Here is a 15,241-nt window from a genome sequence, read left to right on the forward strand (position 1 = left end):
CGAAAAAGGCCGCCCCGATGGTGGAGCGGCCTGTTGTCATATTGAACTCGCTGTCAGGCAGCGCGAGAGGTCAGAACTTCGTCCACCTGTTTGGCAGCGGATACTTCGCCGGTGCCGGAAACCGCCGCGACCTCGCGGGTCAGACGTTCCAGGGCAGCTTCGTACAGCTGACGCTCGGAATAGCTCTGCTCGCGCTGGTCGTCCGTGCGATGCAGATCGCGGACCACTTCCGCAATCGAGATCAGATCGCCCGAGTTGATTTTCTGTTCGTATTCCTGAGCACGGCGCGACCACATGGCGCGTTTGACCTTTGCCTTTCCCTTCAGCGTTTTCATCGCCTGACTGATCACGTCGGGCGAGCTGAGCGACCGCAGACCGGATTCGGTAACCTTGTTGGTCGGCACACGCAGTGTCATCTTGTCTTTCTCAAATGAGATGACGAACAGCTCCAGAGAGAACCCCGCGACTTCCTGTTCTTCGATCGAGATGATCTGGCCTACGCCGTGGGCGGGGTAGACAACATAGTCGTTCGGGCGGAACTCGAGCTTTTTCGACTTTGTCATTCAGTTTTTTCCTTGCTTGCGGACGGGACACAGACAACAAAAACACCACATGCGGGGACTTTTTCAGCCCCGACAGGCGGCGATATTGTCACAAATTCAAATCTCCAAAGCGAGCATACTTGTGGAGCGCATCCCAATCTCGGTCATCATACAAGAAACAAGTATATCACAAAAATACGACACCCGAAAGTTTACCCCACGGTAAATTTTTATATTCAACCTGTTTTCAACAGGTTGTGCCGCGTTCTTTGCGCATCAAACAGGGGTTTGAGCGCGAATCGCTCAACCACCCTCGCCCGGTGCTTCCGAGAAATACTTCTCCATCTTGCCTTCTTCACCGTCGCGTTCTTCCGCATCGGGAAGCGGATCTTTCTTGGTGACGATCACGGGCCACATTTCCGAGTACTTGCGATTGAATTCGACCCATTGATCCATGCCCGGTTCAGTATCGGGTCGGATCGCGTCGGCCGGGCATTCCGGTTCGCAAACACCGCAGTCGATGCATTCGTCGGGATGGATGACCAACGTGTTCTCACCTTCATAGAAACAGTCCACCGGACATACTTCGACACAGTCGGTATATTTGCAGGCGATACAGTTTTCGGTGACAACATAGGTCATGATCGGATTCCCGTTTGCGGTTTGAGCGTTTAGCTAATTCAGTCTGGCCTACTCTTCAAGATATGATCAGCGATCTTCTGTGCGAGAAAGATCAAGTGAACGGCGATCTTTCTTCGTCGGGCGACCTTTTCCCTCAAACCCCGGATTTTTGGGCGGAACGTCCTGTTTTTCGGTCATTTCGAAATACAGCGTTTGCGCTTCGGGGGCCGGACCACGGCGATCCCCGATTTTTTCGATGCGCACGACGCGGACGATACGGCCCTGAGCAAAGGTCAGAACGTCGCCCGGTGCCACGGCCTGCGCCGGTTTTTGCACCCGGTTTCCGTTCAACCTGACATGGCCACCGCTGACCTGTTTGGCGGCCAGGCTGCGGGTCTTGAAGAACCGCGCCTGCCACAACCATTTGTCAATCCGCAGCTTGGCCTCGGCCATTTCGGATCAGTTGCCGTCCTTCAAACCCATCAGCGCGGCTGCAAACGGGTTGTCGGGATCAATCGCCTTTTCCTTTTTCGGCGGCCGTGACGAGAAGGTCTTGGCGCCCTGAGGCTTGCCGCCCTTCTTGCTGTGCGGTTTGCCACGGCCATCCTGCGGTTTGCCGCGCGGTTTGCCCTTGCCCTGCCCATGCTCGCGGCGCGGGCCTCGGTTGGGCTGTCGCTGACGGGCCCAGGTGAAAGTGTAGAACACTTCAACCTCGGGTTCGTCAGACACATGTTCTGCGGGAAGGCTGTCCGCGCCAGCCTCGGCTGCCGCCTCGGTGCCGTCGGTGGCCTCGACTGCCGCCTCGGCGGGTGCGGCGACCTCTTCTGCCGCGACTTCACTTGCCGGGGCTTCTTCGGCGGTCGGTTTGTCCGCTTCAGCTGCCGCCGGCTGTTCGACCGGTGCAGGTTTGACTTTCGGACGCTCGCCGCGTTCCGCCTTGTATCCCAGCCCCTGCATAAGGTCTGCGAACTGATCCAGCGTCATACCGGTGATCGACAGCATATCGGGTTTGGCTTCGAATCCGCCGCGGCTGTCTTCTGCGCGCAGCATGTCCGCCAAACGTTCCAGCATGTCGATACGGATCGAACGCTCGCCCGCATCGCGGTAGCCACACATGGTGTCATAGCCCTGCGGCGCATCCTTGGCGACCGGCACGGTCACCAGGCCCGGCGGCGGCGCTTCGGGGAATTCCTGCAACCCGCTGGACAGCGCCCAAAGCACGAGACGCAGACGCGTGGGGGCCGGTTTCAGCAGCAGCGGCATGAAAATGGTGAACTGGCCGAACCGGATACCATGCTTGCGCAAGGCGCCGCGGGCGTCCTGATCAAGATCCTTGACCTCTTGTGCGACCTGGGCGCGGGGCAGGATACCCAACGCTTCGACCATGCGGAAAGCAAAGCCTTTGGCAAGGCCGCTGAGTTCCTCATCACGGGACAGGTTCAGCAGCGGCTCGAACAGAGCGGCCACCTTGCGGTCAATGAAGTGCTGCAAACGGCGCTGCACTTTCTGCTCGATATCCGGCCCCGCCGATTCGTCAACGAACACTTCGACCATAGGTTTGAGAGGTTCCGCCCCGGCAACCAGCTTACCAACGGCGTATTCACCCCACATCAGGCCACCCTGATCGGTGAAATCAATTTCAGTATCGGGCGCGTTGTAGAAGCGATCGGCGCGCAGATGGAATTGCGGCGCGAGTGCTTGCAGAGACGCCGATTTCAGAGCTTTCGCCTCGGTTCCCTGCGCGCTTTTGTCCGGGATGAACCGGAACCCTTCCAGACGACCGACGAATTCGCCTTCGACGGTCACTTCACCCTTGTCATTTACTTCGGCCAAAAGGGCCTCCTTCTGTTTGAGCCGGCGCAACAAAACGGATGTGCGCCGATCCACAAATCTTTGCGTGAGACGCTCGTGCAGAGCGTCGGACAGTCTGTCTTCTACAGTGCGGGTTTCGTCACGCCAATGTGATTCGTCACGAACCCACCCTTTCCGCTGCGCAACATATGTCCACGTGCGAATATATGCCAATCTTTTAGATAAAGCGTCGATATCGCCGTGGGTCTGATCGATCCGTCTGATCTGCCGCGCCATGAACTCGTCGGGAATAGATCCCCGTTCATGCAGATGGCCATAGATCACCTCCAGCAAGCTGGCGTGTTCCGCATGGCTGATACCGCGAAAATCAGGGATTCTGCACACATCCCACAACAACCGGATGGACGGGCCGTCGCTTGCCCGGGCGACAACCTCGGTCACTTGCGACAGCGATTTCAACGCGTTCAGGTCATCAGCAGGGCGGGCCTTGATCAGGTGTTCATCATCCGGGCTGACCTCAAGCGAGTCGATCAACGCATCGATCGAGCCGAACCGAAGGGCGGCGTTCCGCCAGTTCAGCTTTTTCATCGGCGTAAACCGGCTGTCCATGATCGCCTGTGCCACGCCCTCGTCCAGCGGCGGGGCCTCTCCGGTTACGCCGAAGGTGCCATCCGACATCCCGCGACCTGCCCGGCCCGCGATCTGCGCCAGCTCATTCGGCGCAAGCGGACGCATCCTGCGCCCGTCGAACTTGGACAGGGATGAAAACGCGACGTGGTTCACATCCAGGTTCAACCCCATCCCGATAGCGTCCGTGGCAACCAGGTAATCAACCTCGCCGTTTTGATACAGGTCCACCTGTGCATTCCGGGTCCGCGGGCTGAGCGCCCCCATGACCACCGCGGCACCACCTTTCTGGCGGCGCAGCAATTCGGCGATGGCATAGACGTTTTCAACCGAGAACCCCACGATGGCGCTGCGCGCAGGCATCCGGCTGATCTTTCTGGAGCCCGAGTAAACCAGCTGTGACATCCGCTCTCGCCGCACGAACTGCGCCTGGGGGACCAGCGCCGAAATCGGGCCACGCATTGTGTCCGAGCCCAGGAACAATGTCTCGTTCGTGCCGCGAGACCTGAGCAGACGGTCGGTGAAGACATGACCCCGTTCCGGATCGGCACAGAGCTGGATCTCATCAATGGCAACAAAATCAGCACCCATGCCTTCCGGCATCGCCTCAACCGTGCACACCCAATACTGCGCACGGGGCGGTACGATCCGTTCTTCGCCCGTGACCAGCGCCACCACCGACGGCCCACGGATCGCAACGATCTTGTCATAGACCTCGCGCGCCAGCAGGCGCAGCGGCAGACCGATCACGCCGGTCCGATGGCCCAGCATGCGTTCGATGGCGTAATGGGTTTTACCAGTGTTGGTCGGGCCAAGTACGGCCACGATTCGGGATGACCCGCTCACATTCGCCCCCTGCCCCGAGCCTTACAGCGCCTTGCCTTCAACCTGAGGCTTCAGCCGATTCACGGCATTGGTTACTTCTTCGTGATGAGGATGTATAGACAACGCCCGAGAATAAGCCTCGTAGGCTTTCCGAGGTTCCCCGATAACTTCAAAGATCAGACCCAGACCGTAAATCGCCTCATAGTGATTTGGATTCAGCGTCAGCACATGTTCCAGATCGGCGGCCGCCATACCAAAGCGCTCGACCCCGAAAAAGGCCGATGCGCGCAGATGCCAGCCTTCGGCGAAATCAGGCGCGTGATCCGTCAGCGCGGTCAGGTGATCCAGAGCAGCGTCGACGTCGCCCTCATCCAAGGCCTCGCGTCCCCGCTCCAGCAGCAGATCAGCCGACGCAGACCCCGATTGCGACCACAGCGCCTGCAACTGCCGATCCAGTGCAATTGCCTGTTCCGGGGTCGACTGCGCCAGTTTTTGCAGCAACTCATCCTCGTCCCGTGAATCCGCCTGCTGCGCGAAACAACTGGTGGAAAACGTGACTAGGACAAAAAGTGCCGCAACGGTACCTTTGAGATTGTGAATTGCAATGCTCATAACAATAGGCAGTGTAGCGTTGCGACCGGGGATGTCCATTCACGGCGCACTAACAATATGAGGAAAAGCATGAGCGAGACTCTTGAAAAGGCGGCTGCCGCACTGAACGAAAAACTGGATGGCGGCGCGTTTGATGACACGGCCAAGTTCGCCATCACCGATCTGGGTTCGATCGTTCTGGACGAAAACGGTGCGCGGGTCAGCGATGAAGAGGCCAGTGTCACCATGAGCGCTGATGCAGAGACATTCGAACAGATCCTCAGCGGTGAGCTGAATCCGACCGGCGCGTTCATGTCCGGAAAGCTGAGCATTGACGGCGACATGGGTGTTGCCATGAAGCTTGCCTCGGTGCTGGCCTGATGGAGTTGTCGCCGGCCCCCTTTTTTGAAGATGTGGCCGGCGGACCTGCCGGTGGAAAGGCCCATTGGTTGACGACGTCTGACCAAAAACGCATTCGCGTGGGTCACTGGCTTCCGGATGATGGCGCACATGGCACCGTCATGATGTTCCCCGGACGCACCGAATATATCGAAAAATATGGCAGTACCGCCGGTGAATTCGCGAAGCGCGGCTTTGCGATGCTGGCCGTGGACTGGCGCGGTCAGGGTCTTGCGGATCGGTTGCTGGACAACCCACGCATCGGCCATGTCGATCATTTCACCGATTACCAATATGATGTTCAGTCAACCCTGGACCTTGCGAGCGCTCTGGATTTGCCCAAGCCGTGGTATGTCGTCGGGCATTCGATGGGCGGTGCCATCGGGTTGCGTGCCGTCATAGAAAAAGGGTGCTTTGCCGCGTGCGCGTTCACCGGCCCGATGTGGGGAATTTTCTTCACTCCGTTCATGAAACCTCTGAGCCGCGTTACGGCGTATTGGGGCACCGCGCTTGGCCTTGGCGAACGCACCCCCCCGACCACGACGCTTGAAAGCTATGTCCTGTCGCAACCTTTCGACGGGAATATGCTGACCCGCGACCCGGACATGTACCGGATGATGCAAAATCAGCTGAATGCGCATCCCGAACTGGCTCTTGGTGCCCCTTCCAACCGTTGGCTGCGCGAGTCGCTGGACGAATGCGAATGGTTGATGGAACAGCCCGCCCCAAAGACACCCTGTCTGACTTTTCTGGGCAGCCACGAACAGATCGTCGATCGCAAGGCCATACGGGCGCGCATGGCCAATTGGCCGAATGGTACATTGATCGAAATCCCGAACGGTGAACATGAAGTGCTGATGGAAGCACCGGACGTTCGGGGCCCCGTTCTGGACCAGCTTGCCAGGCATTTCCGGGCCAACCAATCAAATGGGGCGTCCAAGCTGGTTTCCACGTAAACCATTTCACCTTGGGATTGGCCGCTTGTGATCCGCGCGCGCCAACCCTAGATGTTTGCAAAAGCAGTCTACAAAAGGTGATCCATGCGCGACCTTCCCTTTCCCGTCCGTGACGCAAACGCAATGGGCGGTGCCGACAATCTGGGCAATCTTCCCGAATGGGATCTGACGGATCTCTACGCCTCTGAAGAGGCGCCCGAACTGGCGCGCGACCTAGACTGGCTGGAAGGCGAATGTGCCGCCTTTGCTGCCGACTATGAAGGCAAGCTGGCAGAGCTGGACGCCGCGGCCCTTTTGGCCTGCGTTCAGCGCAATGAAAAGATCAACGCCGTCGCAGGCCGTATCATGTCCTTTGCCGGTCTGCGCTATTACCAGCTGACCACCGACGCAGAGCGGGCCAAGTTCCTGTCGGACATGCAGGAAAAGATCACCGTGTTCACGACGCCTCTGGTGTTCTTCACGCTCGAGATCAATCGGATCGAAGATGATGTGCTTGGGGCGCATTTTGCTGCCAACCCAGATCTTGCCCGATACGAGCCCGTGTTCCGGCGCATCCGCGCGATGAAGCCCCATCAGCTGTCGGACGAGCTGGAAAAATTCCTGCACGATCTGGGCGTCGTCGGCGACGCGTGGGAGCGTCTTTTCGACGAAACCATCGCCGGACTGACCTTTACGGTGGACGGCGACGAACTGAACATCGAAGGCACCCTGAACCTGCTGACCGAACAGGACCGCTCCAAGCGCGAGGCCGCGGCGCGCGAACTGGCTCGCGTGTTTCAGGAGAACATCAAAACATTTGCCCGTGTCCACAACACGCAGGCCAAAGAGAAAGAAATCGTCGATCGCTGGCGCAAGATGCCGACCGCGCAAACAGGTCGTCACTTGTCGAACGATGTCGAACCCGAAGTGGTCGAAGCCCTGCGCGAGGCGGTCGTGGCCGCCTATCCCAAACTCAGCCATCGGTACTATGATCTCAAGCGAAAGTGGCTGGGGCTGGATGTGATGCAGGTCTGGGACCGCAACGCGCCGCTGCCGATGGAAGACACCCGCACCGTGTCGTGGGAGGACGCCGAGAAAACCGTGATGGAAGCCTACGCCGCCTTCGATCCCCGCATGGCCGACATCGCGGCGCCGTTCTTCTCGAAAGGTTGGATCGACGCGGCGGTTAAACCCGGCAAGGCCCCGGGCGCCTTCGCGCATCCCACCGTGACCGAGGTGCATCCTTACGTGATGCTCAACTATCTGGGCAAACCGCGCGACGTGATGACGCTTGCGCACGAGCTGGGCCACGGCGTGCATCAGGTGCTGGCTGCCGATCAGGGCGAGATGCTGTCCTCGACGCCGCTGACGCTGGCCGAAACCGCCAGCGTCTTCGGCGAGATGCTAACTTTCCGCAAGATGCTGGACCAGGCCGAAACGCCCGAACAGCGCAAGGTTCTGCTGGCCGGCAAGGTCGAGGACATGATCAACACGGTGGTCCGCCAGATTGCCTTCTACGACTTTGAATGCAAACTGCACGCCGCCCGGCGCGAGGGGGAGCTGACCCCGGATGACATCAACGCCCTGTGGATGAGCGTTCAGGCCGAAAGTCTTGGCCCGGCATTCGAATTCATGCACGGGTACGAGACCTTCTGGGCCTATATCCCGCACTTTGTTCATTCGCCCTTCTACGTTTACGCTTATGCCTTCGGCGACGGGTTGGTGAACGCGCTGTACTCGGTCTATGAAAGCGGTGCCGACGGGTTCGAGGACAAGTATTTCGAAATGCTGCGCGCAGGCGGATCAAAGCACCACAAAGAACTGCTGGCCCCGTTCGGGCTGGATGCCAGCGACCCGAAATTCTGGGACAAGGGCCTGTCGATGATCTCGGGCTTCATTGACGAGTTGGAGACGATGGAGAGGTGAGACGCCCTTAACAGAGGGTAGCGACATCTGCCTTGTGGCAAAAAAACTTGCCATGCCCGGCAATGTCGCGCCCAAGGGGCTCTTGAATGCCCGCTGCGCGGACAAAGGGCCATTTCGCTGCGGTTGCGCTAACGTCCGTTGGCGGGGTGGCAGCCAAGTTGTCTTTTCTAAGGGCCGAAAACTCAGCTGCGTGTTCGGAAATTCCGGTATCCTAAGCAGACCCAGGCTCTATAGCCATCAATCTTTGCCCACTCTGGTACATTTTCTCCGGTCTCAAACTCTATATTTCCGGGCCGTTTAAGCATTTTCGGCAATTCACCAAAAAATGCTAAGGCGTCTAGATCGCTGAGTTCCTCCTGCAACCCGATGAACCATTTGTTCACGTCCAGAGCAAACTGAATGCTATCTGTTGCATTTGATGATGCTTGTAGTTTCATAAAAGTGATCGCGAAGTCTTCCGTCACAACTTCTCCGACGGAAATCCTTTTTGTCCGATTGGTCCACTCCGGGTGATCATCGTCGGCATCAATTGCAACTGACGCGGCTTCTTCGCATTTTCTTAGCATGTTAGCAGAGCGCCTCTTTACACGCTCATCGAACTTTGCTCGCTCTTCAGCCGCCTGTAACCTTCCTTCTGTTCGAGCTGCACGACGCTCACTGCGCAAAGACAACACCAATGAGGTTATTCCCGTAACCGCTCCGATAAAACCGAGCCAAAAGGTGTGATCATCCACCCATTCAGCAACTATTGATACAGGATCGACTTAAGCGATCGCGGGCGACGATAGGCCAAATCCAAGTACGATGCTCGCAGTCAAGACTCCATTAATTTCCCAAGTCAGCATAGTGTTTCCTCCCCTAACATTTTCGCTTTTCGGAGCTTTACAGAAATCGCGGCCGAAGAAGGGTATTATGACAGTGGAAGTCCAGAAACGACGCATACGAGAAAATCATGCATTCTGCTGGCTGTTACCATCAGGGCTCGAACGCTTCAGCGAAGTAGCAGACATTCGTTGGCTCTGCGGCATCCGTCACTTTGGGCTCATCGCGGCCATACCAAGATCACTTCAACTGACTGTCCTTCGACCCCCGCCGATTGACACCGCCGCGCGCTTTGAACGCGCCGTCCCGCTCTTGCTGGCAATCCAGGCAGAGCTTTACTCCCGGCAACGCGACGCGACGCTTTTCCGGGATAGGTTCCTCGCATTCGGCACAATGGGTCAGGCTTTCGCCCTGGGGCCGCTTTTGCGCCTGCATCCGCGCCAGTTCATCTGAGATCGACGCTTCGATCTGTTCGCTCACGGCGCCGTCGCGTGCCCAACCTCCGGCCATCGGTCATCTCCTGAAATTGTGACACTCAGGATAGCTGAGCCGCTGGCCGCAACGCAAGTTACAGTGAAACCGCGCCCTCGAATACACGATCAATCACCTCTTGCGTCCCGCGTGAGAATTCCAAAGGGCAGGGATACTCCGCCCCATCCCTGATTGATCGGCAAAAGGCCTCGACCTGCAACTTGTAATGGTCTGCTCCGGGGAAGCGGGTGACCTGAACTTCAAGCCCCGGCCGGTGCAGCTCGACCCGCGCCTCTCCGAACACACGCGCATTGAACGGGGTCGTCAGGCGGATCAAACCGCTTTCGCCGTGAAATACCATCTCTTGATGGGGATGCATCCGTATGGACACATAGCTGGAATAGGTAAATCCGGGGAACTGGGCGCGTATTTCGGTAAAGATGTCGATATCATCCTGCCAACGGATCGCGGATTGCACCGACACAGGCTCTTGACCGGTTGCAAAGCGTGCTCCACCGATCACGTAGACCCCGATGTCACGCAATCCTCCACCGCCCGTTTCCGCACGGTTTCGAATGTTCCGAGTGTCAGAGCGATTGTCGAAACTGAATGCACCGGTCACATGTACCAAATTGCCGATGGCACCATCAGCGATCAGTTTCCTTGCAAGCTGCCATTGAGGGTGATGGACGATCATGTATGCCTCGGCGGCCAACAGGCCGCTTTGGTCTCGCTTTTGGATCAATGCGTCGAATTCATCCGCCTTCATGGTCATGGGTTTTTCGCACAGAACATGCTTGCCAGCGCTCAAAGCCTTAAGGCTCCATTCCGCATGCATATGGTTGGGCAACGGGATATAGATTGCGTCGATTCCGGCGTCTGCCAACAACGCATCATAGCTGTCAAATACTTGCAAATCCGGGCAAAAGGACTGAAACGGTTCTGCCTTTGCGGTATCCGAGGTTGCCAGCGCGGCCAAGCGCGCGCCATTGGCGGCATGTATCGCCGGGGCCATGTATTCGCGCGCAAATTTCGCTGCACCCAATACACCAAATTGAACCGGTCTTTGCATTGCACCCTCCGTACTCGGCTTGTTTCAAATTACGCGCTTCCCGAGGGGTCACCAGCGCTCGTTCTGCTGCGAAATCAAAGACAAAACACGTCTTTTCCTAACACAGCTTTCGACCTTCAGCCATTGATTTAGGGCTTTGGTTCAGTTTCCGCCAACATTCGCAAAAAACGCCCCCTGATCATCAGAGGGCGTTTTCCGTCATTGCTTGAACGCGAAGAATCTTCCTGCGAGGCAAGAAGGGCGCAACTGTTAGCTTACGCCCAACATGCCTTTTTCCCGCGCCAGATCCCGCATTTTCTTTTGCAGCTTCTCGAACGCGCGCACTTCGATCTGGCGAATGCGCTCACGGCTTACGTTGTACTGTGTGCTCAACTCCTCGAGCGTGACAGGCTGATCCATCAGACGGCGCTGGGTCAGGATATCCTTTTCCCGATCATTCAGCACATCCAAAGCCGCCGCCAGCAATTCCCGACGCGCTTCCAGTTCATCGCGTGCTTCGTAATCACCGGCCTGATCGGCATCCTCATCCTCAAGCCAGTCCTGCCATTGCATGGTGCCTTCGCCTTCGGACCCGACCGTGGCGTTCAGGGACGCATCACCACCGGACATCCGGCGGTTCATGCTGATCACTTCCTCTTCGGTCACGCCCAGATCAGTGGCGATCTTCTTGACGTTTTCAGGGCGCAGGTCGCCCTCTTCCAATGCACCGATGCGGGCCTTGGCCTTGCGCAGATTGAAGAACAGCTTTTTCTGCGCCGAGGTCGTGCCCAGTTTCACCAGAGACCAGGACCGCAGGATGTATTCCTGGATCGAGGCACGTATCCACCACATTGCATAGGTCGCCAGACGGAAGCCTTTTTCAGGGTCAAACCGTTTGACCGCCTGCATCAGGCCCACATTGGCCTCGGAAATCACTTCGGCCTGCGGCAGACCATAGCCGCGATAGCCCATGGCGATCTTGGCCGCCAGACGCAGGTGAGACGTCACCATCTTGTGCGCGGCTTCGGTGTCCTGCTCTTCGACCCAACGCTTGGCCAGCATGTATTCTTCTTCCGGCTCCAGCAGAGGAAACTTGCGGATTTCCTGCATATAGCGATTCAGGCCGCCCTCGGGCGTCGGTGCGGGAAGATTTGCGTAGTTTGCCATTATTGTGTCCCTCCGACAAATGTTTAGATGTTTAACATAGGATATGGGTAAGGAACCCTTCCCATTCAAGAGGTGCTGCTAACAGTCTGGAATTAATCTTACGTTAAGGAAAGGTAAAAAGCCCTTTTTCACAGGAGTTTGCTTATTATGACAGCGGTGTGCGCAGACGTTCGACAAGGTTTTGCATATCTTGCGGCAAATCGGCCTCGAACCGCAGGGATTCACCGGTGACAGGGTGCTCGAACCCCAAAACGGCGGCATGAAGCGCCTGACGGGGGAAAGTGCCTACAAAACCGGCGGCGGCGGCAGAGAACGCTTTGGCGGACAGCTTGCGCTTGCCGCCATAAACCGGGTCGCCCACCAGCCCGTGCCCTGCGTGGGCCATGTGAACGCGGATCTGATGCGTTCGGCCGGTTTCAAGCCAGCATTCGATCAGGGCAAGACCCGCCGGCACACCAAATGTCTCGACAACGCGTGCGCGTGTCACGGCATGCCGCCCGCCATGGAACAGAACCGCCTGTTTCTGACGGTCGGTCTTGTGTCGCGCAAGTTGCGTCGTGACGCGCATGATGTTGCCGGGTTCAAAGCTGATCCCTTTGACACCGCGCAACCGAGGATCGTTGGCATCCGGCACCCCGTAACACACCGCACGGTAATACCGTTCGACGCTATGCGCCGCGAACTGCTCGGCCAGACCGTGATGCGCCGCGTCTGACTTTGCGACCACCAGAAGACCACTGGTTTCCTTGTCGATGCGATGCACGATACCGGGGCGTCTCACCCCGCCGACGCCCGACAGATCGTCTCCGCAATGGTGGAGCAAAGCATTCACCAATGTCCCGCTGGGTGATCCCGGCGCGGGATGCACGACCATGCCTGCGGGTTTGTTGACGACGATTACGTCCGCATCCTCGAAGACGACCTCCAGCGGGATGTCCTCGGGGCCGATATGGCTGTCTTCGGCCTCGGCCACGGCAATCGTGACCCGTGCCCCTTCGGCAACCTTGGCCTTGGGGTCGCGCGCCTCGGCACCGTCGATCTGCACCGCGCCCCCTTCGATCAGACGCGCAAGTCTGGTGCGCGACAGGTTTTCCCCGTCTGGCACATCGCGGGAAAGCGCCTTATCAAGGCGAGGCGGCGGATCGGCCGCGATCTGAAACTCAATCTGGCGGGTGCCCATGACTGTCCCTTCCGAACCTCAAGAACCGCAGGAAACTCCGCAACTGCGATTGCTGCGGCGGATGGTCATGCTGTTGACCGCGGTGATGATTGGCGGGGTTCTAGTGACATTCGCCCTGATTGTCATCCGCCTATCGGACCGCACACCCACCTTGCCGGATCAGATCGCGCTGCCCGACGGCGCCCGGGCGCAGGCCCTGACCATCGGGGCAAACTGGTATGCCGTCGCAACCGATGACAATCGCATTCTGATCTTTGACAAAACAACTGGAAAACTGCGCCAGGAAATCGCGGTCGAATAGGCTCTGCCACCTGTTCCGGCGGCATGAAATATCCGGGGATTGTCCAGCCTCAGCCGGGAAACAGCCGAGTTCCGATCCACGCAGCACCCAGACGCTGATCCAGCGCATCCGACCGCATCTTGTGCTTGCCAGACACCGGCGCCAACATGATGTCGCCCAAGCAAATCCTGTCACCAACCGTGAAAAGCTCTACGCTTGCGCATTCAAGGTCGCGCCCCAGGGTTTCAGCGATCCGGATCATGTCTTCAAAACGTTCGGGCCGGGGTTCAACGGTGCTGCTGGTTGGTGAATACAGCTCATCTGCAAGGTAATCGTAGTCGCGATCATGGAGCATCTGGATACGCCCTCGCCCCCGGTCACGGTCAACCTGCACCAGCTGTACGCGTCCGGCGATCACCCAGAATTTCCAAGTGCCGGCCTGTCGATCCCCGGCGGACAAATCTTCTTCGATGTAATAGAGGGGCTTTTGCGTGGCGCGCCACCATTCGCCTGTCCAGAACCCTTCGGGCGTTTTTGTCTTGTGCCACGCTGCCAGTTTCTGGTTGGCATCGTCGCGCTGCGGGCCATCCAGCGGGAACGACAGGGCCAGCTTGTGACCATGGCTCATCGTTCCTTTCAACCAATACTGACCGGGCCCGAGGTCGAGTGTTTCGGGCAACGCCGGAATATGCGCCTCCCACATGCGCTGTGGGCAGGCAAGCAGTTCCGAGGCGCTGCCCACGTATTTGGACCGGTCAGAGATCAACGGATCAGGGACTTCGCCAAACAGCTTCATGACCACCAGTTTTTCGGCGAATGTCTTTGGCGCGCGCAGATCGGGTAGAGACCGATGGCTATCCGCATAGTTGTACAAAGACATACCAAGCGCATTCAGCCGCGCAGGATCACTGCCATAGTGTTCCCAACCGCGCGAAAAACCGACGCGTGGCGGGGTGTTGGCGCCATGAAGATTGTCGGCTGCAATTGCGTCGAGATCAGCCTGTGCCGCCTTGAGATAGTCTTCCCTGTCAGAGAGCAGAGCAACGGACACGACGCCGCCGGTGGCGTCGTGGATTTCTTCGGTCGTAGCGCGCAAGGTGGGCAGGTTTGCCGGAAACTCCACCGGTTTGAGGCCCCCACGGCCGTGGCGCGGCAAAGGCGCGTCGCCCGGTCTCACCCCCAGGTTCCTCAGACGTCGGTCCAGAAACGAATGCCGCTTGATCCCGTTTGCAATCCACCATCGCATCCGACGCCCCCACAGATGTACGGCAAGCGTTTCCTCTTTGATATACGCGTCCCTGAACTCTCGGACGTGAATATCATTGGCTTGTCCTGCCCGTCTGAAAGGCAAAGGATAAAAGACCGGTATGGGGCTGGCATGTTTAAGTTCGTCGTGGTGGCGCAGAAACCACGTCATGACACCGGGGCCGTAGACGCTGTGTTCCTGATCTGACGCATGCGGCAACTCCCCAGCCTGTTTCAGGCGTTCCAGTTCTTTCCGTTCTTCCCCTTCAACCCAGGGGCGGATCGGATAGGGATCCTGGCAGTATTCGGAATACGCATTCAACGTGGGGCTGTCGGATGGCAGCCGCATGACGGCATTGCAGATGGTATCACGGTTGAAATACCCAAAGACATGATCTGCCCTTGGTATCGGGGCAAGCGCCAACACATCCGTGTCGCACCACAGAAAGTCCGTTTTCTTCATCAGATGCAATCTGAAGATATCGGATTGGGGCACGGGCGTCTTGAACTGGTTGTTTACGATGAAATGCTTGGGCTCGTGGATTTCGTTTGCCGACACCAGTTCGATACCATCCGGAACGTTGTCGACTTGCCCATAGTGGAACAAAACAACCCTGTGCCCGCATTCGACGAATGACAGCATGCACATCTGCTCCAGAAAGCTCAGGCTGCCTTCCATCCACAGCATCCCAATCGTCGGAAGAGAGTGATCCGCAACCATTCGTCTATTTCTCCAGGGGCTGTTTT

Annotated in this window: 15 protein-coding genes; 4 read left to right on the forward strand and 11 right to left on the reverse strand. The window is 57.9% G+C overall.

The genetic code is table 11. The features are described from left to right. Positions 1–53: 53 nt before the first annotated feature. From ACR0C6_RS06415 to ACR0C6_RS06435, 5 genes are all read right to left on the reverse strand, one after another. Complete coding sequence (locus ACR0C6_RS06415; RefSeq protein WP_171116428.1) at positions 54–563, reverse strand: CarD family transcriptional regulator; 510 nt, start codon at positions 561–563, stop codon at positions 54–56. Positions 564–845: 282 nt separating this feature from the next. After that, positions 846–1,184, reverse strand: coding sequence for a ferredoxin FdxA (gene fdxA, locus ACR0C6_RS06420; protein ID WP_152457680.1), 339 nt, complete (start codon positions 1,182–1,184; stop codon positions 846–848). A 66-nt stretch (positions 1,185–1,250) separates the two neighbouring features. Next, positions 1,251–1,616: an RNA-binding S4 domain-containing protein gene (locus ACR0C6_RS06425; RefSeq protein ID WP_480618684.1), complete on the reverse strand. Its 366-nt coding sequence runs from the start codon at positions 1,614–1,616 to the stop codon at positions 1,251–1,253. 6 nt (positions 1,617–1,622) lie between these two features. Next, positions 1,623–4,448, reverse strand: coding sequence for a helicase-related protein (locus ACR0C6_RS06430; RefSeq protein ID WP_480618685.1), 2,826 nt, complete (start codon positions 4,446–4,448; stop codon positions 1,623–1,625). Between the two features lie 21 nt (positions 4,449–4,469). After that, positions 4,470–5,078 carry a tetratricopeptide repeat protein gene (locus ACR0C6_RS06435; RefSeq protein WP_171116434.1) on the reverse strand — a complete coding sequence of 203 codons (609 nt, stop codon included), beginning with the start codon at positions 5,076–5,078 and terminating at the stop codon, positions 4,470–4,472. 30 nt (positions 5,079–5,108) lie between these two features. Here ACR0C6_RS06435 and ACR0C6_RS06440 point away from each other — a divergent pair, with 30 nt between their 5' ends. The 3 genes from ACR0C6_RS06440 (at position 5,109) to ACR0C6_RS06450 (ending at position 8,278) form a co-directional block, all read left to right on the forward strand. Then, on the forward strand, positions 5,109–5,399 hold the full coding sequence (locus tag ACR0C6_RS06440) for an SCP2 sterol-binding domain-containing protein (protein ID WP_152457676.1): 291 nt from the start codon (positions 5,109–5,111) through the stop codon (positions 5,397–5,399). Then, on the forward strand, positions 5,399–6,373 hold the full coding sequence (locus ACR0C6_RS06445) for an alpha/beta fold hydrolase (protein WP_480618686.1): 975 nt from the start codon (positions 5,399–5,401) through the stop codon (positions 6,371–6,373). Before ACR0C6_RS06440 ends, ACR0C6_RS06445 begins: the two co-directional genes overlap by 1 nt. Before the next feature lie 84 nt (positions 6,374–6,457). Beyond that, positions 6,458–8,278 carry a M3 family oligoendopeptidase gene (locus ACR0C6_RS06450; RefSeq protein WP_480618687.1) on the forward strand — a complete coding sequence of 607 codons (1,821 nt, stop codon included), beginning with the start codon at positions 6,458–6,460 and terminating at the stop codon, positions 8,276–8,278. Positions 8,279–8,460: 182 nt separating this feature from the next. Here the strand turns inward: ACR0C6_RS06450 and ACR0C6_RS06455 are convergent, their stop codons facing one another. From ACR0C6_RS06455 to ACR0C6_RS06475, 5 genes are all read right to left on the reverse strand, one after another. After that, the gene (locus tag ACR0C6_RS06455) at positions 8,461–9,012 is read right to left on the reverse strand and encodes a hypothetical protein (RefSeq protein ID WP_480618688.1); all 552 of its coding nucleotides are present in this window, start codon (positions 9,010–9,012) and stop codon (positions 8,461–8,463) included. A gap of 328 nt (positions 9,013–9,340) precedes the next feature. Then, entirely contained in the window at positions 9,341–9,610 is a 270-nt protein-coding gene (locus ACR0C6_RS06460; protein ID WP_170346639.1) for a DksA/TraR family C4-type zinc finger protein, read from the reverse strand. Positions 9,611–9,668: 58 nt separating this feature from the next. Further along, complete coding sequence (locus tag ACR0C6_RS06465) at positions 9,669–10,643, reverse strand: Gfo/Idh/MocA family protein (RefSeq protein WP_480618689.1); 975 nt, start codon at positions 10,641–10,643, stop codon at positions 9,669–9,671. A 249-nt stretch (positions 10,644–10,892) separates the two neighbouring features. Then, positions 10,893–11,789 (reverse strand): RNA polymerase sigma factor RpoH, encoded by an 897-nt coding sequence (gene rpoH / locus ACR0C6_RS06470; protein ID WP_171116444.1) that lies wholly within the window; start codon positions 11,787–11,789, stop codon positions 10,893–10,895. 145 nt (positions 11,790–11,934) lie between these two features. Further along, positions 11,935–12,969 carry an RluA family pseudouridine synthase gene (locus ACR0C6_RS06475; RefSeq protein WP_480444828.1) on the reverse strand — a complete coding sequence of 345 codons (1,035 nt, stop codon included), beginning with the start codon at positions 12,967–12,969 and terminating at the stop codon, positions 11,935–11,937. Between ACR0C6_RS06475 and ACR0C6_RS06480 the strand changes: the two genes are divergently transcribed. Further along, positions 12,968–13,270, forward strand: coding sequence for a DUF6476 family protein (locus ACR0C6_RS06480; RefSeq protein ID WP_152457651.1), 303 nt, complete (start codon positions 12,968–12,970; stop codon positions 13,268–13,270). The two genes, ACR0C6_RS06475 and ACR0C6_RS06480, sit on opposite strands and share 2 nt — an antisense overlap. 49 nt (positions 13,271–13,319) lie before the next feature. Here the strand turns inward: ACR0C6_RS06480 and ACR0C6_RS06485 are convergent, their stop codons facing one another. Beyond that, on the reverse strand, positions 13,320–15,215 hold the full coding sequence (locus tag ACR0C6_RS06485) for an ATP-grasp fold amidoligase family protein (protein WP_480444826.1): 1,896 nt from the start codon (positions 15,213–15,215) through the stop codon (positions 13,320–13,322). Between the last annotated feature and the right edge of the window lie 26 nt (positions 15,216–15,241).

Source organism: Ruegeria sp. AL12 (assembly GCF_056540885.1).